Source organism: Psychrobacter sp. ANT_H3 (assembly GCF_027919975.1).
Taxonomy (GTDB): Bacteria; Pseudomonadota; Gammaproteobacteria; order Pseudomonadales; family Moraxellaceae; genus Psychrobacter; species Psychrobacter maritimus.
Genome location: NZ_JAQISM010000019.1, coordinates 77143 through 94317 on the forward strand (window position 1 = coordinate 77143; position 17175 = coordinate 94317).

At 43.7% G+C, this 17175-nt stretch carries 30 protein-coding genes and 1 pseudogene; 30 read left to right on the forward strand and 1 reads right to left on the reverse strand.

The window, feature by feature from the left end; translation table 11 throughout:
- Positions 1–21 precede the first annotated feature (21 nt).
- From PG901_RS10325 to rplQ, 30 genes and pseudogenes are all read left to right on the forward strand, one after another.
- Complete coding sequence (locus tag PG901_RS10325; RefSeq protein ID WP_271134372.1) at positions 22–1614, forward strand: Rne/Rng family ribonuclease; 1593 nt, start codon at positions 22–24, stop codon at positions 1612–1614.
- A 434-nt stretch (positions 1615–2048) separates the two neighbouring features.
- A complete protein-coding gene (rpsJ, locus tag PG901_RS10330; protein ID WP_010196670.1) occupies positions 2049–2360 on the forward strand; it encodes a 30S ribosomal protein S10 in 312 nt (103 codons plus the stop codon).
- Between the two features lie 48 nt (positions 2361–2408).
- The gene (gene rplC / locus PG901_RS10335) at positions 2409–3047 is read left to right on the forward strand and encodes a 50S ribosomal protein L3 (RefSeq protein WP_201562653.1); all 639 of its coding nucleotides are present in this window, start codon (positions 2409–2411) and stop codon (positions 3045–3047) included.
- A gap of 14 nt (positions 3048–3061) precedes the next feature.
- Complete coding sequence (gene rplD / locus PG901_RS10340) at positions 3062–3664, forward strand: 50S ribosomal protein L4 (protein ID WP_149490930.1); 603 nt, start codon at positions 3062–3064, stop codon at positions 3662–3664.
- Positions 3661–4011 (forward strand): 50S ribosomal protein L23, encoded by a 351-nt coding sequence (gene rplW, locus PG901_RS10345; RefSeq protein ID WP_183621135.1) that lies wholly within the window; start codon positions 3661–3663, stop codon positions 4009–4011. Before rplD ends, rplW begins: the two co-directional genes overlap by 4 nt.
- Positions 4012–4022: 11 nt before the next feature.
- Positions 4023–4850: a 50S ribosomal protein L2 gene (gene rplB, locus PG901_RS10350; RefSeq protein WP_149490928.1), complete on the forward strand. Its 828-nt coding sequence runs from the start codon at positions 4023–4025 to the stop codon at positions 4848–4850.
- 12 nt (positions 4851–4862) lie between these two features.
- Complete coding sequence (rpsS, locus tag PG901_RS10355) at positions 4863–5138, forward strand: 30S ribosomal protein S19 (protein ID WP_021813372.1); 276 nt, start codon at positions 4863–4865, stop codon at positions 5136–5138.
- Positions 5139–5148: 10 nt separating this feature from the next.
- On the forward strand, positions 5149–5478 hold the full coding sequence (rplV, locus tag PG901_RS10360) for a 50S ribosomal protein L22 (protein WP_068408473.1): 330 nt from the start codon (positions 5149–5151) through the stop codon (positions 5476–5478).
- Between the two features lie 3 nt (positions 5479–5481).
- A pseudogene (gene rpsC, locus PG901_RS10365) lies at positions 5482–6274 on the forward strand (30S ribosomal protein S3).
- A complete protein-coding gene (gene rplP / locus PG901_RS10370; protein WP_183621137.1) occupies positions 6214–6627 on the forward strand; it encodes a 50S ribosomal protein L16 in 414 nt (137 codons plus the stop codon). Before rpsC ends, rplP begins: the two are co-directional and overlap by 61 nt.
- The gene (gene rpmC / locus PG901_RS10375; protein WP_011279794.1) at positions 6627–6824 is read left to right on the forward strand and encodes a 50S ribosomal protein L29; all 198 of its coding nucleotides are present in this window, start codon (positions 6627–6629) and stop codon (positions 6822–6824) included. The genes rplP and rpmC overlap by 1 nt, the downstream gene beginning before the upstream one ends.
- Entirely contained in the window at positions 6821–7096 is a 276-nt protein-coding gene (gene rpsQ, locus PG901_RS10380; protein WP_201562651.1) for a 30S ribosomal protein S17, read from the forward strand. Before rpmC ends, rpsQ begins: the two co-directional genes overlap by 4 nt.
- A 181-nt stretch (positions 7097–7277) precedes the next feature.
- Positions 7278–7646, forward strand: coding sequence for a 50S ribosomal protein L14 (rplN, locus tag PG901_RS10385; protein WP_010196702.1), 369 nt, complete (start codon positions 7278–7280; stop codon positions 7644–7646).
- Between the two features lie 8 nt (positions 7647–7654).
- Positions 7655–7972 (forward strand): 50S ribosomal protein L24, encoded by a 318-nt coding sequence (rplX, locus tag PG901_RS10390; protein ID WP_011279796.1) that lies wholly within the window; start codon positions 7655–7657, stop codon positions 7970–7972.
- 21 nt (positions 7973–7993) lie between these two features.
- Positions 7994–8530 carry a 50S ribosomal protein L5 gene (gene rplE, locus PG901_RS10395; protein WP_102077550.1) on the forward strand — a complete coding sequence of 179 codons (537 nt, stop codon included), beginning with the start codon at positions 7994–7996 and terminating at the stop codon, positions 8528–8530.
- 12 nt (positions 8531–8542) lie between these two features.
- Complete coding sequence (rpsN, locus tag PG901_RS10400; RefSeq protein ID WP_011279798.1) at positions 8543–8848, forward strand: 30S ribosomal protein S14; 306 nt, start codon at positions 8543–8545, stop codon at positions 8846–8848.
- Between the two features lie 11 nt (positions 8849–8859).
- A complete protein-coding gene (gene rpsH / locus PG901_RS10405; RefSeq protein ID WP_201562649.1) occupies positions 8860–9258 on the forward strand; it encodes a 30S ribosomal protein S8 in 399 nt (132 codons plus the stop codon).
- 224 nt (positions 9259–9482) lie between these two features.
- Positions 9483–10016: a 50S ribosomal protein L6 gene (gene rplF / locus PG901_RS10410; RefSeq protein ID WP_183621140.1), complete on the forward strand. Its 534-nt coding sequence runs from the start codon at positions 9483–9485 to the stop codon at positions 10014–10016.
- A gap of 11 nt (positions 10017–10027) precedes the next feature.
- Positions 10028–10378, forward strand: coding sequence for a 50S ribosomal protein L18 (rplR, locus tag PG901_RS10415; protein WP_149490924.1), 351 nt, complete (start codon positions 10028–10030; stop codon positions 10376–10378).
- A 2-nt stretch (positions 10379–10380) separates the two neighbouring features.
- Positions 10381–10896, forward strand: a complete 516-nt coding sequence (gene rpsE, locus PG901_RS10420; RefSeq protein ID WP_010196711.1) for a 30S ribosomal protein S5 — start codon at positions 10381–10383, stop codon at positions 10894–10896.
- Positions 10897–10916: 20 nt separating this feature from the next.
- Complete coding sequence (gene rpmD, locus PG901_RS10425) at positions 10917–11096, forward strand: 50S ribosomal protein L30 (RefSeq protein WP_068408453.1); 180 nt, start codon at positions 10917–10919, stop codon at positions 11094–11096.
- Positions 11096–11536 (forward strand): 50S ribosomal protein L15, encoded by a 441-nt coding sequence (rplO, locus tag PG901_RS10430; RefSeq protein ID WP_068034621.1) that lies wholly within the window; start codon positions 11096–11098, stop codon positions 11534–11536. The genes rpmD and rplO overlap by 1 nt, the downstream gene beginning before the upstream one ends.
- A 19-nt stretch (positions 11537–11555) precedes the next feature.
- Positions 11556–12887 (forward strand): preprotein translocase subunit SecY, encoded by a 1332-nt coding sequence (gene secY, locus PG901_RS10435; RefSeq protein ID WP_201629504.1) that lies wholly within the window; start codon positions 11556–11558, stop codon positions 12885–12887.
- Positions 12888–12919: 32 nt separating this feature from the next.
- Complete coding sequence (gene rpmJ / locus PG901_RS10440; protein WP_010196721.1) at positions 12920–13036, forward strand: 50S ribosomal protein L36; 117 nt, start codon at positions 12920–12922, stop codon at positions 13034–13036.
- 66 nt (positions 13037–13102) lie between these two features.
- A complete protein-coding gene (locus tag PG901_RS10445) occupies positions 13103–13312 on the forward strand; it encodes a hypothetical protein (RefSeq protein ID WP_201624038.1) in 210 nt (69 codons plus the stop codon).
- Entirely contained in the window at positions 13291–13647 is a 357-nt protein-coding gene (gene rpsM / locus PG901_RS10450) for a 30S ribosomal protein S13 (protein ID WP_021813384.1), read from the forward strand. The genes PG901_RS10445 and rpsM overlap by 22 nt, the downstream gene beginning before the upstream one ends.
- 20 nt (positions 13648–13667) lie before the next feature.
- On the forward strand, positions 13668–14057 hold the full coding sequence (gene rpsK / locus PG901_RS10455; RefSeq protein WP_010196728.1) for a 30S ribosomal protein S11: 390 nt from the start codon (positions 13668–13670) through the stop codon (positions 14055–14057).
- 48 nt (positions 14058–14105) lie between these two features.
- Positions 14106–14747 (forward strand): 30S ribosomal protein S4, encoded by a 642-nt coding sequence (gene rpsD, locus PG901_RS10460; protein ID WP_011279807.1) that lies wholly within the window; start codon positions 14106–14108, stop codon positions 14745–14747.
- An 81-nt stretch (positions 14748–14828) separates the two neighbouring features.
- Positions 14829–15836 carry a DNA-directed RNA polymerase subunit alpha gene (locus tag PG901_RS10465; RefSeq protein WP_068408445.1) on the forward strand — a complete coding sequence of 336 codons (1008 nt, stop codon included), beginning with the start codon at positions 14829–14831 and terminating at the stop codon, positions 15834–15836.
- Positions 15837–15855: 19 nt separating this feature from the next.
- Entirely contained in the window at positions 15856–16215 is a 360-nt protein-coding gene (gene rplQ / locus PG901_RS10470) for a 50S ribosomal protein L17 (protein ID WP_183621142.1), read from the forward strand.
- 84 nt (positions 16216–16299) lie between these two features.
- On the opposite strand, the gene PG901_RS10475 is transcribed toward rplQ, so the two are convergent.
- On the reverse strand, positions 16300–16920 hold the full coding sequence (locus PG901_RS10475) for an L-threonylcarbamoyladenylate synthase (RefSeq protein WP_201619949.1): 621 nt from the start codon (positions 16918–16920) through the stop codon (positions 16300–16302).
- Positions 16921–17175: the final 255 nt, after the last annotated feature.

The following is a 17175-nucleotide window of genomic DNA, read 5'->3' on the forward strand; positions in this document are numbered from 1 at the left end:
TGAGTGATAAGAGAAAATATTATGTCCGAAGAGCTGCTGATTAATATTAGTCCCATGGAATCTCGGGTCGCCGTGTTGGATAACGGTGTCTTAGGCGAGATTTATATTGAGCGTCATCATAAACTGGGTTTGGTCGGCAATATCTATCTAGGGACGGTGGTACGTGTGCTTCCCGGTATGCAAGCAGCCTTTGTTGATATTGGACAATCGCGCACCGCATTTTTACATGTCAATGATATGCAGCGTGAGCCGCGTCCAGTCGCCGAAAAGAAAAACAAAGCCCAAGACTCGACCAATAATGAACGCACTATTATAGACGCTGCTACTGATGAATTAGCAATCACACCGCCCGTTGTCAGTACGCAAAGCACTGAAGTCGTCCCCGTTACAAAAACTCTGATTCAGCATCGTCTGCACGAAAGCCAACGTATCTTAGTACAAGTCACCAAAGACCAGCTCGGTAGCAAGGGTGCGCGTCTAACCACCAATATCTCGCTGCCATCACGCTATTTGGTTTATTTGCCATCAAGTGAACATATCGGTATCTCGCAACGTATTGATGGTGATGAAGAGCGTACACGGCTGAAAACTGAGCTTGCTAGCCTGATGCAAACCGTCAACCTAAAAGGCGGTCTCATTGCCCGTACAGCGGCTGAGCGTGTCCCTGTCGATAAGCTCGAAGAAGACATTTACTATCTATTGCAGCTGTGGCGCACTATTTGTGCCCGTCGCCAAGAAATGAAGCCCAATCAAAGCTCCGAGCTTATCTATCAAGAGTTATCGCTACCTTTGCGCTCGATTCGTGACTTGGTACATGCCGATACCGAAAAAGTGGTGATTGATAATGAACAAATTTATGAGCAAGTTAGATACTTTGCCAAAGAATTTGTCCCCTTTGTCTATGACCGCATTGTGCATTATACCGCTGAGCAATCACTGTTTGATGTCCACCGTGTCGAAGACGACTTACGCGACGCCCTAAAACGGCGGGTTGACTTAAAGTCTGGTGGCTATTTGATTATCGATCAAACTGAAGCCATGACCACGATTGATGTCAATACCGGCTCATTCGTTGGCGCGCGCTCGTTAGAAGATACCGTTTATAAAACCAATCTCGAAGCCACCCATGCTATTGCACGGCAGCTACGTCTGCGCAATCTAGGTGGTATTATTATTCTAGATTTTATTGATATGCTTGAGCAGCAGCATAAAGACGATATTTTAGAGAGTTTGCAAGCACAGCTGACCCAAGATTATGCCAAAACCAAAATCACCCAAGTCAGTGAGCTTGGCTTGGTTGAGATGACGCGCAAACGTACCCGCGAATCGCTCGGTCAGCAGCTTTGTGAGCCGTGTTCAACCTGTCAGGGTCGCGGCTTTGTTAAAACCGCTGAAACCGTCTGCTTTGAGATTTTCCGTGAAATCATGCGCTGTGCTCGCACTTATAACTCACCAAAGAAATTTACCGTGGTCGCCCACGCTGCCGTGATAGATTTATTACTGACTTCAGAATCGGACACCGTGGCAGATTTAGAATACCTATTGGGTCGGGTAATTACCTTTGACGTTGAAAATCTTTATACCCAAGAGCAGTATGATATTGTTCTAGATTAAAATGTGATTGTTAACTGCCTCAAATACATATTTAATAAGTTATTTTGCTATAAAGAGTAGGGATGTGTTTTACAAATAATGTTTTATATCAACCACTATTTGACATCATTGCAAATAACCTCCTTGCAATGGGTCAAAAATTATGTATAATACACACCACTGAATTATATATGCGCAGCCAATCAAACAGCTGGCGCTATGACAGCTAGAGCATCGTTTCTAGCACTATTTCATTATGCCTTTGCTGACATCCTATAATGGAAGGGTCGGCGGGGCTTTAAACTATTTTGCTTTTAGTACGCTATAAGTTCCGTTAACGAACTCATTCTGGTTTAGAACAGAAGGCCGCTTTAAGTGAATATTTAACCAAACGGCTTTTGCTCATTTACTTGCAAAGCAAGAATGACAAAGGCACATATTAGGAGCTTGCTGGCATGGCTAACCAGAGAATCCGTATCCGTCTTAAGTCTTTTGATCATCGTCTGATTGATCAATCTGCACAAGAGATTGTTGATACTGCAAAGCGCACCGGTGCGCAAGTTTGTGGTCCTGTACCGTTGCCGACTCGCATTGAGCGCTTCAACGTTCTAACTTCACCACACGTAAACAAAGACGCTCGTGATCAGTACGAAATCCGTACTCATAAGCGTATGGTTGACATCGTTCAACCTACCGACAAAACTGTGGATGCGCTAATGAAGCTTGACTTGGCGGCGGGTGTTGACGTTCAAATTGCTTTGGGTTAATGCACATAAACACCCAACCCATTAATATAAGATATAAAGAGGTCTAAAATGGCGATCGGTTTAGTCGGTAAAAAATGCGGCATGACCCGTGTCTTCACTGAAGCAGGCGCATCTATCCCTGTAACAGTGGTTGAGATCAGTGCTAACCGCATTACTCAAGTAAAAAATACTGATGTAGATGGCTATCAAGCCATCCAAGTTACCACAGGTACCCGTCGTGACAGCCGCGTAACAGCAGCTCAAAAAGGTCACTTCGCTAAAGCTGGTGTTGCAGCTGGCCGTGGTGTTTGGGAATTTCGTGCCAATGAAAGCGATCTTGAAGGTCGTGAAATTGGCGGTGAGATCCTAGCTGACTTGTTCGAACAAGGTCAGATGGTTGATGTCACAGGACAGAGTAAAGGTAAAGGCTTTCAAGGCGGCGTGAAGCGTCACAACTTCAGCATGCAAGATGCCACTCATGGTAACTCAGTATCTCACCGTGCCCTTGGTTCAACTGGTCAAAACCAGTCACCAGGTAAAGTCTTCAAAGGCAAAAAAATGCCAGGTCAGATGGGTAACAAACGTGTTACCGTTCAGGGCCTAGAAGTGATATCGGTTGATGTTGAAAAAGGGTTACTTGTCATCAAGGGTGCTATCCCAGGTGCCACCGGTGGCGATGTCATCGTACGTCCGTCAGTCAAAGCCTAAGCAAGGGGATTAACGTGGATTTAAAAACAGTTACAGGGGCGGCAGTTGAGCTTTCTGATACGGCTTTCGGTCGTGAATTCAACGAAGCATTAGTGCATCAAGTCGTCACCGCATATCTTGCTGGTGCTCGTCAAGGTACACGCGCTCAAAAAACCCGTGCCGAAGTTTCTGGCGGTGGCATTAAGCCATGGCGCCAAAAAGGTACTGGTCGCGCTCGTGCAGGTTCTATTCGTAGCCCAATCTGGCGTTCTGGTGGTCGTGCATTCGCTGCAAAACCACAAGATTGGTCACAAAAAGTTAACCGTAAGATGTATCGCGGTGCGATGCAGTGCATCCTAGCCGAATTGATTCGTCAAGATCGTCTAATTTTGGTTGAAGAGCTAAGCGTTTCTGGCCCTAAGACCAAAGAGCTGATTGCAAAGTTAAATGACTTAGGCGCACCTCGTGCACTAATCGTCACCAAAGAAGTTGACGAAAACTTATACTTAGCTGCTCGCAACATTCCACACGTCAATGTACTTGGTACAAACGAAGTGGATCCAGTGAGCTTGATTGCTTTTGATAAAGTAATCATGTCAGTTGAAGCTGCGAAACAATTTGAGGAAGCACTAGCATGAATAACGCAAGACTTTATCAGATCCTAAGAGGACCTGTATTCTCAGAGAAATCTCAAATGCTTGGCGATTCACTTGGTGTGCAGGTATTTAAAATTGACTCTAACGCTACTAAGCTAGAAGTCAAAAAAGCAGTTGAGATGATGTTCGAAGGCGTTGAAGTTTTAAAAGTAAACACTTTGAATGTTAAAGGTAAGACAAAGCGTTTTGGTAAGAATATCGGCCGTCGTAATGACTATAAAAAAGCCTACGTTACCTTAAAAGCTGGTCAAGATGTACAAATGGCTGATGCTGGTGAAGACGTCGCAAAAACGACTGCTTCTACTAGTGAAACAGCGAACAACGAATAAGGATTACACTCATGCCTATCGTAAAAGCAAAGCCAACATCACCAGGCCGTCGTTTTGTTGAAAAAGTGGTGCATCCACACCTTTACAAAGGTCGTCCTTTTGCAGCGCTTCTCGAATCAAAAAGTAAGTCAGGTGGTCGTAACAATAATGGTCGCATCACGACTCGTCACATCGGTGGTGGTCATAAGCAACATTATCGTATTATCGATTTCAAACGTACTAAAGACAATATCCCAGCCACGGTAGAGCGTATTGAATACGATCCTAACCGTACTGCGCACATTGCTTTACTTAAGTACGCTGATGGTGAACGCCGCTATATCATTGCTGCTAAAAAACAAGCAGTTGGTGATACAGTAATGTCAGGAGAGAACTCTCCAATCCGTCCAGGTAACTGTTTACCGCTGAAAAACATCCCATTGGGTACTGTGATTCACAATATCGAACTTAAAATCGGTAAAGGTGCACAGCTAGCTCGTTCTGCGGGTGCCAGCGTTCAATTACTTGGTCGTGACGGTATTTATGCTATTCTACGTCTACGTTCTGGCGAAACACGCCGCGTACATGTGAACTGCCGTGCCGTTATCGGTGAAGTTTCTAACACTGAAAACAACTTGAAATCACTTGGTAAAGCCGGTGCTTCACGTTGGCGTGGTGTTCGTCCTTCTGTTCGTGGTGTTGCTATGAACCCGGTTGATCACCCACATGGTGGTGGTGAAGGTCGTAACAAAGGTCGCCATCCAACCAGCCCTTGGGGTCAGAAGTCTAAAGGACTTAAAACGCGTCATAATAAGCGTACTGACAGTATGATCATCCGCCGCCGCGCCAAGAAGAAATAAAGGAAGAATTTCATGCCTCGTTCATTGAAAAAAGGTCCATTCATAGACGCGCACTTGTTTGCCAAAGTTGAGAATGCATTAGACACCAACTCACGCAAACCAATTAAGACTTGGTCGCGCCGCTCGATGATTTTGCCACAAATGGTTGGCCTAACCTTATCTGTTCACAACGGCCGTACTCATGTACCGGTTATCGTGAGCGAACAGATGGTTGGTCATAAACTAGGTGAATTTGCCCCGACTCGTACGTATCGTGGTCATGGCATTGACAGAAAAGCTAAGAAATAAGGTGCTTACCATGGAAGTAACTGCAAAATTACGCGGTGCCGCCATTTCGGCACAAAAAGTTAGACTCGTTGCTGATGAAGTTCGTGGCAAATCTATCGAGCGTGCTTTGGATATCCTAACGTATAGTAATAAAAAAGGCGCTGTCTTCGTTAAGAAATGTCTTGACTCAGCCATCGCCAATGCCGAACATAACAACGGTTTAGATATTGATACCCTTAAAGTATCAACCATCTACGTTGATGAAGGCATTACGCTAAAACGTATCCTACCACGTGCTAAAGGTCGCGCTGATCGTATCAGTAAGCGTACTTGTCACATCACTATAAAGGTAGGAGAATAAGTTATGGGTCAAAAAGTACATCCAATCGGAATTCGTCTTGGTGTTGTCAAAAAGCATAACGCAAACTGGTATGCTAACCCTAAACAATACTCAGAATACCTGATCAACGACATCCAAGTCCGCGAGTATCTACGCAAAAAATTAGATAATGCTATGATTAGCAATATCATGATTGAGCGTCCTACTGGTGCTGCTAAGATTACCATCGCCACTGCGCGTCCTGGTATTGTTATCGGTAAGAAAGGCGAAGATATCGAAAGACTTCAAAAAGAATTGACCAAAATTATGGGCGTACCTGCTCAGGTCAACATTGAAGAAATCACTTCACCTGATCTTGATGCACGTTTGGTCGCTGATGGTATCGGCAGCCAACTTGAGCGTCGCGTTATGTTCCGTCGTGCGATGAAGCGCGCGGTACAGAACAGCATGCGCTCTGGTGCTAAAGGTATTAAAGTTGAGTTGTCTGGCCGTCTTGGCGGTGCTGAGATCGCTCGTACTGAATGGTACCGTGAAGGTCGTGTGCCATTGCATACACTCCGCGCTGATATTGACTACGCGTCAGTACGTGCAGAGACAACTTACGGCACTATCGGTGTAAAAGTTTGGATTTTCCGTGGCGAAATCCTTGACGGCATGAACAGTGTATATAATCCCGTCAAAGAAGAGCAGACTCGTGCGCCAAAACGCCGTGGTCGTGGAAACGGAAACCGTCGAAACACAGACAGAGGTTAAACTATGTTACAGCCAAAACGTACCAAGTTTCGTAAAATGCACAAAGGTCGTAACACTGGGCTAGCTCATCGTGGAAGCACCGTTGCATTCGGACAAATTGGTCTAAAATCATTGACTCGTGGTCGTATGACTGCCCGTCAAATTGAAGCAGCACGTCGTACCATCACTCGTAAAATTAAGCGTGGCGGTAAGATTTGGATTCGTGTATTCCCAGACAAACCAATTACCAATAAACCACTAGAAGTACGTATGGGTAAAGGTAAAGGTCCTGTAGAATATTGGGTATGCGAAGTCAAACCTGGTAAAATGCTATATGAAATCGAAGGGGTTTCAGAAGACCTTGCTCGCGAAGCGTTAACGCTTGCTGCAGCAAAACTGCCCTTTAAAACTACCATTGTTAAGCGGACGATAATGTAATGAAGATCAGTGAATTACGTGATAAATCATTAGAAGAACTGACCCAGTTACTTGATGAAAAGCAACTTGATGCTTTCCGTATTCGTATGGCTAAAGCAACTGGTCAGTTGGGGAATACCCATGAAGTGCGTGTCAATCGTCGTGCGATTGCTCAGCTTCAGACTTTGATTAACGAGAAACAACGAGGCGACTCATGAGCGATAACAATCAAACAGCGACCAATGCTAGCGTATTGACAGGACGAGTTGTCAGCGACAAGATGGACAAGTCCATCACAGTTTTGATTGAGCGTCTGGTTCGTCATCCTTTGTATGGCAAACAGCTTCGTCGTTCTACAAAAATCAAGGCTCATGATGAGAATAACGTTTGCCAACAAGGCGACCTTGTCCGCATCAAAGAAACGCGTCCAATCTCAAAAACCAAGTCTTGGACTTTGGTTGAAGTGGTTGAAAAAGTAGAAAAAATCTAAGTAAATTGCATTAAAAGCCAGAAGCTGTTAAAATAGCCGCCTTTTTAAGGATGCTGATTGCGCCGAGCGTATATCACTCACATTAAGAGTAGCAGCGGTTATTATTATTAAAATGCCGACTACTCATACTGTGCTAGCGGCAGCAACTGGTTTTTATTGCTCATACGTGTGGAGTAACGCTATGATTCAGGTTGAATCGATGCTGGAAGTTGCAGATAATAGCGGTGCAAGACGAGTTCAGTGCATTAAAGTACTGGGTGGCTCTCATCGTCGTTATGCATCAGTTGGCGACATTATTAAAGTAACGGTTAAAGAAGCCATTCCGCGTGGTCGTGTTAAAAAAGGCGACGTGATGAATGCTGTAGTTGTACGTACCAAAAAAGGCGTTCGTCGTCCTGATGGTTCTGTTCTGCGTTTTGACGACAATGCTGCGGTATTGTTGAACCAAAACAAAGCACCGATTGCAACTCGTATTTTTGGACCGGTAACTCGTGAACTACGTGGTGATCAGTTTATGAAAATTGTATCACTAGCACCAGAAGTATTGTGAGGTAATCCATGTCAAAATTACGTAAAGGCGATACAGTTATCGTGATTGCTGGGAAAGACAAAGGCAAGCAAGGTACTGTACAAGCTGTAAAAAATGATCGTATTAAAGTTGAAGGCATTAATATTGTCACTAAACATCAGAAGCCAAATCAGGCAACTGGCGTTGAAGGTGGCATTCTTAAGCAAGAAGCTTTTCTGCATATCTCAAATGTCGCAATATTAAATGCGCAAACCCAAAAAGCTGATCGTATTACTTATCAGTTCGGCGAAGACGGCAAGAAACAACGCGTCTATCGTTCGAACGGTGAAGTAGTGGCGACTGCGTAAGACACTAAGGGTGTAATGGTAATGGCAAGATTAAAATCTTTATATAACGAAGAATTAAAGCAGCAAATCAAAGAAGAGCTTGGTTTGGCGAACGTGATGCAAGTGCCTAAAATCACTAAAATCACACTAAATATGGGTGTAGGCGGCGCGTCTCAAGACAAGAAATTGCTTGAAGGTGCAGTAGCTGACATGACCGCTATCGCTGGTCAAAAACCTGTTGTCACCAAAGCGCGTAAATCAGTTGCTGGCTTTAAAATTCGTGAAGAATGGCCAATTGGCTGTAAAGTAACGCTACGCGGTGAGCAAATGTACGAATTTTTAGATCGTCTCATTGCCATTGCAATTCCTCGTATTCGTGATTTCCGCGGTTTTTCACCTAAAGCCTTCGACGGACGTGGTAACTACTCATTGGGTATCAAAGAACAAATCGTATTCCCAGAAGTAGACTTTGACAAGATTGATCGTATCCGCGGTATGGATGTGACAATCACCACGTCAGCTGGTACTGATGAAGAAGGTCGTGCGTTGCTTAAAGCATTCGGCTTCCCATTTAAATAAGGTAAAGACGTTATGGCAAAGAAGAGCATGATTAACCGCGAATTAAAGCGCGAAAAAATGGTTGCTAAGTACGCTGACAAGCGTATCAAGCTAAAAGAAACTATCAGTGATATGACTGCAAGTGACGAAACTCGTATGGAAGCGATGTTAGAGCTACAAGCTCTACCACGTAACGCATCACCAGTACGTCTGCGCAATCGTTGTGCTATCACAGGTCGTCCTCACGGTTACTTCCGCAAGTTTGGCTTATCACGCAATATGCTGCGTGAGCGTGTCATGCAAGGCGATGTGCCTGGTGTTCGTAAAGCAAGCTGGTAAGGAGTAACTATATGAGTATGCAAGATACCGTTGGGGATATGCTAACCCGTATTCGTAACGCACAAATGGCCAATAAAGTATCGGTAGCAATGCCGAGCTCTAAACTACGTAAATCAATCGCTGACTTATTGGTTAGTGAAGGTTATGTAGCTAGCGCTGTTGTTACTGAAGAAGACAACAACAAAGCAACCTTATCTATCGAATTGAAATACTTCGAAGGTAAAGCTGTTATCGAAACGATTCAACGTTTTAGCCGTCCTGGTTTACGCCAGCATCGCGGTAAAGACGCTATCCCTACTGTTAAACAAGGTATGGGTGTTGCTATCGTATCAACTAGCCAAGGTATCATGAGCGATCGTGCTGCACGCGCTGCTGGTATCGGTGGTGAAGTCGTTGCATTCGTTGCCTAATTAGCAATTGTTGCTATGGGTAATGAGACGATAAAGTCTACTTGAACCCCTTTGAGCTGCTGATAACTCTGCATAGAGCTAACGAAGCTCAAAGAACGCTAAGCATTTGATATTGATAAAATTGAATGATGTTTATTGGGAACAATTATGCTAAACTAGCAGGCTTTTTAGCCTGTTAGTTTTTTCGCTAATATAAAGAAGTTAATTTTTTAAGGAATATTCCTATGTCTCGTGTGGCTAAAGCCCCAGTGACGCTGCCAAACGGCGTAAGCGTTACTTTGAACGATCGGCAGGTCGAAGTTAAAGGCAAGAACGGCAATTTGTCTTTACGCCTGCATGATTTGGTCGAGCTGAAACAGGAAGATGATGCAATCATTTTCTCACCTACAGTCGATTCAAAAGAAGCCATGATGCACACTGGCACCATGCGCGCTCTGCTTAACAACTATGTTACAGGCGTTAATGAAGGCTTCGAAAGACGTCTTCAACTAATTGGTGTTGGTTATCGTGCTCAAGCTACTGGTAATAAAGTAACGCTAAACGTTGGTTACTCACATCCAGTAGAATATACGTTACCTGAAGGTGTATCGGCTGAAACACCAACGCAAACTGAAATTGTTTTGAAATCAAACAATAAGCAGCAGCTTGGTCAAGCAGCGGCTAATATCCGCGCTTTCCGCCCACCAGAGCCTTATAAAGGTAAAGGTATTCGTTATAGTGACGAGCATGTGATTCGCAAAGAAGCCAAGAAAAAATAAGGTGAGTTGAAATGTTTGATAAAAAAGCAGCTCGTCTACGTCGAGCTAAGAAAACCCGCGCACATATCCGTTTCTTGGGCGTTCATCGTCTAACGGTTAACCGTACGCCGAAACACATTTATGCCCAGATTATCTCTCCGAACGGTGGTGAAGTGATTGCTCAGGCATCTACCTTAGACAGCAGTTTGCGTTCAGGCGCGACTGGTAACGCTGATGCAGCGACGTCTGTGGGCCAATTGATCGCAGAACGCGCAAAAGCAGCTGGTATCACTAAAGTTGCCTTTGACCGTAGTGGTTTTAAATATCATGGTCGAGTTAAAGCTTTAGCTGAAGCTGCTCGCGAAAACGGATTGGAGTTTTAATCATGGCTAGAAATGATAAAAATGATAAAAATGAACAGACTGACGGTCTAGTAGAACGCTTAGTTACCGTTGATCGCGTTGCAAAAGTTGTTAAAGGTGGTCGTATTTTCTCTTTCACCGCGCTAACTGTAGTTGGTGATGGCAATGGTCGTGTTGGTTTTGGTCGCGGTAAAGCACGTGAAGTGCCAGCTGCTATTCAAAAAGCACTAGAAGCTGCCAAACGTAATATGATTACTGTTGAGCTAAATGATGCAACTTTGTATCATCCAATCAAAGCACGTCATGGTGCTAGTAAAGTTTATATGCAACCTGCATCTGAAGGTACTGGCGTAATCGCTGGTGGCGCAATGCGTGCTGTATTAGAAGTTGCTGGTGTCAAAGATGTTTTGACTAAATGTTATGGTTCTACCAATACCGCTAACGTTGTTCGCGCAACGTTCAATGGTTTACGTGATATGTCAACTCCAGAAAAGATGGCAGCGAAACGTGGTAAATCTGTAGACGAAATCTTGGGTTAACTTAGACTAGGTGAGTTACGATGAAAAAAATGAAAGTCACTCAATTTAAATCGGGTGCCCATCGCCTCAAGAGCCACAAAGCGAGCTTGAAAGGATTGGGTTTACGCCGTATTGGTCATACTGTTGAAGTAGAAGATACTCCTTCAACACGTGGTATGGTCAATCGCGTCAACTACATGGTAAAAGTGGAGGAAGCGTAATGGGACTTAGATTAAATGAATTATCACCAGGTGTTGGCGCAAAGAAAACTGCCCAACGTCGTGGTCGCGGTATCGGTTCAGGTCTTGGTAAGACTGGTGGTCGTGGTGTAAAAGGTCAGAAATCTCGTTCAGGTTCTAGCATTCGCTCAGGATTTGAAGGTGGTCAAATGCCTTTATATCGCCGTCTACCAAAATTTGGTTTTACCAGTAAAATGGCCATGACGACTGCTGAAGTTCGTCTGTCTGAACTGAACAAAATCGAAGGCGATGTGGTTAGCATTGAAACATTAAAAGCTGCTAACCTTATCCGTCATGACATGAAGCGCGCTCGTATTATGTTGTCAGGCGAAGTTACTAAAGCTTATACCTTTAAAGGTATCAAAGTGACTAAAGGTGCCAAGCAAGCAATCGAAGCTGCTGGTGGTAGCATCGAGGAGTAGTAACGTGTCAAAACAATCAATGTCATCGGCTGGTATACCGCTCAATCCATTTGCATTTATACGTAAGTATGATGAATTATGGACGCGTTTATTATTCTTAATCGGCGCATTGATTGTTTATCGTTTAGGGTCACATATTCCAGTGCCGGGTATCAATCCGGTTAACTTGGCTGATCTGTTTTCGCGCAACGAAAATACCATTCTGAGTATGTTTAACATGTTCTCAGGTGGTGCACTAGAGCGTATGTCCATCATGGCGCTTGGCATCATGCCATATATTTCAGCATCGATTATTGTACAGATGATGTCTGCAGTACTGCCATCGCTTGAAGCCCTCAAAAAAGAAGGTGAAGCGGGACGACGTAAGCTAAACAAGTACACCCGTCAGGGCACACTTGCGTTAGCGCTAGTACAGTCATTAGGAATGTGTGCTGGCTTAATCAGTCAAAATCTTACCTTATCTTCTGGTCTGACCTTTTATATTCCAGCGGTTACCTCATTGGTAGCTGGTGCTATGTTCTTAATGTGGCTTGGTGAGCAGATTACAGAGCGCGGCGTAGGTAATGGTATCTCAATGCTCATTTTTGCGAGTATTGTGGCTGGTACGCCAGGTATGATTTCGCAGTCTATCGAACAGGTCAATCAAGGGCAGATGAACTTGATTGTACTCTTTATCTTTGTATTGCTAGGCATCGCGGTGACTGCTGGTATCGTTTATATTGAACGTGCTCAGCGCCGTGTACCAGTGAACTATGCACAGAAGCAACAACAAGGCCGCAAGATATATGCTCAGCAGCAGTCACACTTGCCGTTGAAGCTGAACATGGCAGGGGTTATCCCGGCCATTTTTGCCAGCTCGTTATTGTTGTTTCCAGCAAGTTTGGGGCAGTGGGTTGGTCAATCGGCTGATCCTACCTTAACGCAAAAGGTATTGCAGAATATGGCATTGGTGTTGTCTCCAGGGCAACCGCTATATTTGGTTCTGTTTGGCGCAATGATTATTTTCTTCTGTTACTTCTATACGGCATTGGTATTTAGTCCGCGTGAAGTCGCAGAGAACCTTAAACGTAGTGGTGCGTATATCCCAGGTATTCGCCCCGGACAACAAACTCAGCGTTACCTCGATCATGTATTAAACCGACTGACCTTTATTGGCGCGATGTATATGACGGTTATTTGTTTAATGCCAATGGTCGTCCAGTCATCGTTTGGTGTACCGTTTCAACTTGGTGGTACGTCGTTACTGATTATGGTGGTTGTGGTGATGGACTTCATCTCGCAAATCCAAGCGCATTTGATGACCCATCAATATCATGATCAGACGTTAATTCAATCGCCCACTCAACCTTAAATGAGCGGTACGATATCTCAAAGGAGTATGCTATGAAAGTTCAAGCATCAGTTAAGAAGATTTGTGGTAGCTGTAAAGTTGTGCGCCGTAAAGGCCGTGTACATATTATTTGTACCGCAGAACCTCGCCACAAGCAACGTCAAGGTTAATATTTAGTATTCTAAAGTGTTAAGCTTTAGTTACTAATTAAATTAATACTTGAAAAATGACGGCGGATGGGATATCATCCGCCACTTGCCGTAGTTTATGCAAAATCTTTTATAACATGGTCAATGAATGGGCTTGGTTACCAAGTCAAAACAGCGATAATAATTATAAAAGCTTTAGTATTGACAGCAACAAATCTGAAAAATAACGCCTTATCTATAGATAAAGCTTATTTTTCTTTAATGGAGAGAAATCAATGGCTCGTATTGCCGGCGTAAACATTCCGGATAATAAGCATGCTGTTATTTCACTAACTTACATCTTTGGTGTAGGTCGTACCACTGCTCAGAAAATCTTAGAAGCAGTTGGCATTGCCCCTACTACTAAAGTTAGTCAGTTAGATGATACACAGTTAGATGCTATCCGTGCACAAGTTGCAAATTACATGACTGAAGGTGATCTTCGTCGTGAAGTGTCAATGAATATCAAGCGTTTGGTTGATCTTGGTTGTTACCGTGGCATCCGCCATCGCCGTAACTTACCAGTTAGAGGTCAGAACACCAAGAACAACGCTCGTACTCGTAAGGGTCCGACACGCCCTCTCAAAAGATAATTAACTTAGGAAGCTAAAAGATGGCAAAAGACACTCGCAGTCGCAAAAAGGTGGCTCGTCGTTCAGTATCGGAGGGCATTGCCCATATCCATGCGTCTTTTAATAACACCATTGTTACGATTACCGATCGTCAGGGTAATGCACTGGCTTGGGCCACTTCAGGTGGACAAGGCTTCCGTGGTTCACGTAAATCTACACCATTTGCAGCTCAGGTTGCAGCTGAAGTCGCTGGTAAAGCGGCTCAAGAATATGGTGTTAAGAATATCGACGTTTTGGTCAAAGGACCAGGACCGGGTCGTGAGTCTGCGGTAAGAGCACTAGGTGCATTGGGTTATAAAGTCAACAGCATCTCTGATGTAACCCCAATCCCACACAATGGTTGCCGTGCGCCGAAAAAGCGCCGCGTCTAATATTAAAGACGAAGCTTTTTATCATAAGAGCTTATAGGAGACATAACAATGGCCCGTTATATTGGACCAAAACTCAAATTATCACGTCGTGAAGGTACAGACTTAGGCCTTAAGTCTGGTGTTAAACCATACGACGTAAAAACGAAAAAATCGGCTCGTCCACCTGGTCAACATGGTGTTAGCCGTAATAAAAGTTCAGAATACTCTCTACAATTACGTGAAAAACAAAAAGTTAAGCGTATCTATGGTGTATTAGAGCGTCAGTTTGCAAACTACTACAAAGAAGCTGCTCGTAAGCGTGGCGCTACTGGTGAAAACTTGTTAGCAATGCTTGAGAGCCGTCTTGATAACGTAGTATATCGCATGGGCTTCGGCTCAACTCGCGCTGAAGCACGTCAGCTAGTTAGCCATCGCACTGTGATGGTGAAAAAAGCTGGCCGTGATGAGTTTGTTCGTGTGAACATTCCATCAATTCAGTTGCAAGATGGTGATGTCATCGCTATCCAAGAGAAGTCTCGCGAACAACTACGTATTAAAAACGCTATCGAACTAGCGACACAACGTGGTATTCCAGAATGGCTAGATGTTGACCACAGCAAACTACAAGGCACGTTTAAGAAAGCGCCTGATCGTATTGATCTACCTGCTGAAATCAACGAAAGCTTGATCGTTGAGCTATACTCTAAGTAAGTAACGTGATGCTCGATGTTATGAAAATAGCATTGAGCAATTGACGTTAATTAAACCAGTTTAATAAATCGAGGTGACATCATGATGCTAAGTGCAACTGAGTTTCTAACGCCGAATGCCATTAACGTGGATACGGTTAATGAAACGATTGCGAAAGTCACGCTCGAACCGTTAGAACGCGGCTTTGGGCATACCTTAGGTAATGCCTTACGTCGCATCTTGTTATCTTCATTACCTGGTGCTGCAGTCATTGAAGCTGAGATTGATGGTGTTGACCATGAATACTCAACGCTTGAAGGGCTACAAGAAGACGTGCTTGACTTGCTTTTGAACTTAAAAGGCTTGGCAATCACCCTTCATGACCAAAATGAAGTATTTTTGACCTTGGATAAACAAGGTCCAGGCACTATTACTGCTGCAGACATCACCTTGCCGCATAATGTTGACATTATCAATCCAGAATTGGTATTAGGCACATTAAGCGATCGTGGTCATCTTAAGATGCGTTTGCGCGTAGTAATGGGTCGTGGATATGAGCCAGCTAACCAGCGCCGTGAAGATGGTGACACTAAAGCGATTGGACGCTTAAAGCTTGATGCAAGTTTTAGTCCAGTACTTCGTGTTGCTTATCAGGTTGAGAACGCACGTGTAGAACAACGTACCGATCTTGATCGTCTTATCATTGAGCTTGAAACTAATGGCACTATAGATCCAGAAGAAGCAATTCGTAAAGCAGCCACTATTTTACAACAACAGATTTCTATCTTTGTTGACCTAGAAGCTGAAGAAGCGCCTGAGCCTGTGAAAGAAAAAGAAGAGGTTGATCCGGTGCTATTACGCCCTGTGGACGATCTCGAACTAACGGTTCGCTCAGCCAACTGCTTGAAAGCTGAAAACATTTACTATATCGGTGATTTGGTACAGCGTTCAGAGACTGAACTACTAAAAACCCCAAATCTTGGTAAGAAATCATTAACGGAAATCAAAGACGTATTAGCGTCTAAAGATTTGGAGCTTGGTATGCGCCTAGATAACTGGCCGCCAGCTGACCTTCGTGTTGATGATCGCTTTTCTTATCGTAGCCGTTAAACTTTAAGGATTTTTGACTATGCGCCATCGTAAGAGTGGAGTCAAGCTGGGTCGTACCGGCAGTCATCGTAAGGCAATGTTTCAGAACATGACCAACTCATTATTTGAGCATGAACTGATCAAAACAACTTTACCAAAAGCAAAAGAGTTACGTCGCGTTGCTGAGCCATTAATCACTATGGCTAAAGAAGACAACGTTGCTAACCGTCGTTTGGCATTCAGCCGTATGCGTAGCAAAGCTATGGTAGGCAAACTATTTGGTACTCTTGGTCCTCGTTACCAAGCTCGTCCAGGTGGCTATTTGCGTATCGTAAAATGCGGTTACCGTGATGGTGACAATGCGCCAATGGCTTATGTAGAACTGGTTGATCGTGACTAATTTTACACGCTAATTGTAAGATAAAAAAAGCTCCAATTAATTGGAGCTTTTTTTTATGCGTTTTTTATTTATAAAGGTTTTTATTTATAACAATAGCGAGCTGACATCAGCCGCACCTTGTCTGATAACCTCGGGCTGGCCACTGGTCATATCGATAATGGTAGTTAGCTTAGTGGTTTTAATACCGGCATTTATCAAACCATCTATTTGATGACCCAGTAAGTCTTCGATCTCAAAGGGATCGTCCAATATATCATCGCGATTGGGTAGTATTAAGGAGCTGGTCAGAATAGGTTCGTCCATGGCTTCTAACAGCGCCTGCGCAATAGGGTTGCTCGGTACTCGAATACCGATGGTTTTTTTCTTAGGATGCGCCAATTTCTTAGGCACATCTTTGGTAGCGTTTAAGATAAATGTAATCGGTGCTGGTGTATGGGCTTTTAGCTGTTTAAATTGTACATTGTCTACGCTTGCATAATTGGCAATTTCACTCAAGTCGCGGCATAACAGCGTAAATTGATGCTTATCATCAAGCGCGCGTATTTGCTTGAGCTTTTCTAGTGCATCTTTGGCACCTAGCCGGCAACCAAAGGCATAACTGGTATCGGTAGGGTAGATAAGCAGCTGATCACTGCGTAATAAATCCGCCGCTTGTTCGATAAGTCGCGGCTGTGGGTTCTCTGGATGAATGTAGAATACTTGCATAATCATTCCTTATTTTATAATTATAGATTACTTGATATAGGGTTTTTTAATATAAAAATTTAATCCATCATGATTGAATCTAACAATTTCAATATCAGACTTTTTTCTGACTAACTATGCTAATAAACAATTAAGCATAGAAAAAATTAAAGCTACCTATCCAGTATAGCGCAAAGCAAATATAAGTTTATTGGCACGGCGTTACTATGAGTAGGGAAACGTTAACGCTATAAAATGGATTGTTTTTGATAAGTA

What these genes read in the sequence shown, in the direction of transcription:
- rplB (WP_149490928.1), top strand. Translation starts at nt 4,023, where the DNA reads ATGCCTATCGTAAAAGCAAAGCCAACATCACCAGGCCGTCGTTTTGTT.
- rplN (WP_010196702.1), top strand. Translation starts at nt 7,278, where the DNA reads ATGATTCAGGTTGAATCGATGCTGGAAGTTGCAGATAATAGCGGTGCA.
- rplR (WP_149490924.1), top strand. Translation starts at nt 10,028, where the DNA reads ATGTTTGATAAAAAAGCAGCTCGTCTACGTCGAGCTAAGAAAACCCGC.
- rplO (WP_068034621.1), top strand. Translation starts at nt 11,096, where the DNA reads ATGGGACTTAGATTAAATGAATTATCACCAGGTGTTGGCGCAAAGAAA.
- rplC (WP_201562653.1), top strand. Translation starts at nt 2,409, where the DNA reads ATGGCGATCGGTTTAGTCGGTAAAAAATGCGGCATGACCCGTGTCTTC.
- rplX (WP_011279796.1), top strand. Translation starts at nt 7,655, where the DNA reads ATGTCAAAATTACGTAAAGGCGATACAGTTATCGTGATTGCTGGGAAA.
- rpmD (WP_068408453.1), top strand. Translation starts at nt 10,917, where the DNA reads ATGAAAAAAATGAAAGTCACTCAATTTAAATCGGGTGCCCATCGCCTC.
- rpsS (WP_021813372.1), top strand. Translation starts at nt 4,863, where the DNA reads ATGCCTCGTTCATTGAAAAAAGGTCCATTCATAGACGCGCACTTGTTT.
- rplE (WP_102077550.1), top strand. Translation starts at nt 7,994, where the DNA reads ATGGCAAGATTAAAATCTTTATATAACGAAGAATTAAAGCAGCAAATC.
- rpsE (WP_010196711.1), top strand. Translation starts at nt 10,381, where the DNA reads ATGGCTAGAAATGATAAAAATGATAAAAATGAACAGACTGACGGTCTA.
- rpmJ (WP_010196721.1), top strand. Translation starts at nt 12,920, where the DNA reads ATGAAAGTTCAAGCATCAGTTAAGAAGATTTGTGGTAGCTGTAAAGTT.
- rpsM (WP_021813384.1), top strand. Translation starts at nt 13,291, where the DNA reads ATGGCTCGTATTGCCGGCGTAAACATTCCGGATAATAAGCATGCTGTT.
- rpmC (WP_011279794.1), top strand. Translation starts at nt 6,627, where the DNA reads ATGAAGATCAGTGAATTACGTGATAAATCATTAGAAGAACTGACCCAG.
- secY (WP_201629504.1), top strand. Translation starts at nt 11,556, where the DNA reads ATGTCATCGGCTGGTATACCGCTCAATCCATTTGCATTTATACGTAAG.
- rplF (WP_183621140.1), top strand. Translation starts at nt 9,483, where the DNA reads ATGTCTCGTGTGGCTAAAGCCCCAGTGACGCTGCCAAACGGCGTAAGC.
- rpsJ (WP_010196670.1), top strand. Translation starts at nt 2,049, where the DNA reads ATGGCTAACCAGAGAATCCGTATCCGTCTTAAGTCTTTTGATCATCGT.
- PG901_RS10475 (WP_201619949.1), bottom strand. Translation starts at nt 16,920, where the DNA reads ATGCAAGTATTCTACATTCATCCAGAGAACCCACAGCCGCGACTTATC.
- rpsN (WP_011279798.1), top strand. Translation starts at nt 8,543, where the DNA reads ATGGCAAAGAAGAGCATGATTAACCGCGAATTAAAGCGCGAAAAAATG.
- PG901_RS10445 (WP_201624038.1), top strand. Translation starts at nt 13,103, where the DNA reads ATGGGATATCATCCGCCACTTGCCGTAGTTTATGCAAAATCTTTTATA.
- rpsH (WP_201562649.1), top strand. Translation starts at nt 8,860, where the DNA reads ATGAGTATGCAAGATACCGTTGGGGATATGCTAACCCGTATTCGTAAC.
- rplW (WP_183621135.1), top strand. Translation starts at nt 3,661, where the DNA reads ATGAATAACGCAAGACTTTATCAGATCCTAAGAGGACCTGTATTCTCA.
- rpsD (WP_011279807.1), top strand. Translation starts at nt 14,106, where the DNA reads ATGGCCCGTTATATTGGACCAAAACTCAAATTATCACGTCGTGAAGGT.
- rplP (WP_183621137.1), top strand. Translation starts at nt 6,214, where the DNA reads ATGTTACAGCCAAAACGTACCAAGTTTCGTAAAATGCACAAAGGTCGT.
- rplV (WP_068408473.1), top strand. Translation starts at nt 5,149, where the DNA reads ATGGAAGTAACTGCAAAATTACGCGGTGCCGCCATTTCGGCACAAAAA.
- rpsK (WP_010196728.1), top strand. Translation starts at nt 13,668, where the DNA reads ATGGCAAAAGACACTCGCAGTCGCAAAAAGGTGGCTCGTCGTTCAGTA.
- PG901_RS10325 (WP_271134372.1), top strand. Translation starts at nt 22, where the DNA reads ATGTCCGAAGAGCTGCTGATTAATATTAGTCCCATGGAATCTCGGGTC.
- rpsQ (WP_201562651.1), top strand. Translation starts at nt 6,821, where the DNA reads ATGAGCGATAACAATCAAACAGCGACCAATGCTAGCGTATTGACAGGA.
- PG901_RS10465 (WP_068408445.1), top strand. Translation starts at nt 14,829, where the DNA reads ATGATGCTAAGTGCAACTGAGTTTCTAACGCCGAATGCCATTAACGTG.
- rplQ (WP_183621142.1), top strand. Translation starts at nt 15,856, where the DNA reads ATGCGCCATCGTAAGAGTGGAGTCAAGCTGGGTCGTACCGGCAGTCAT.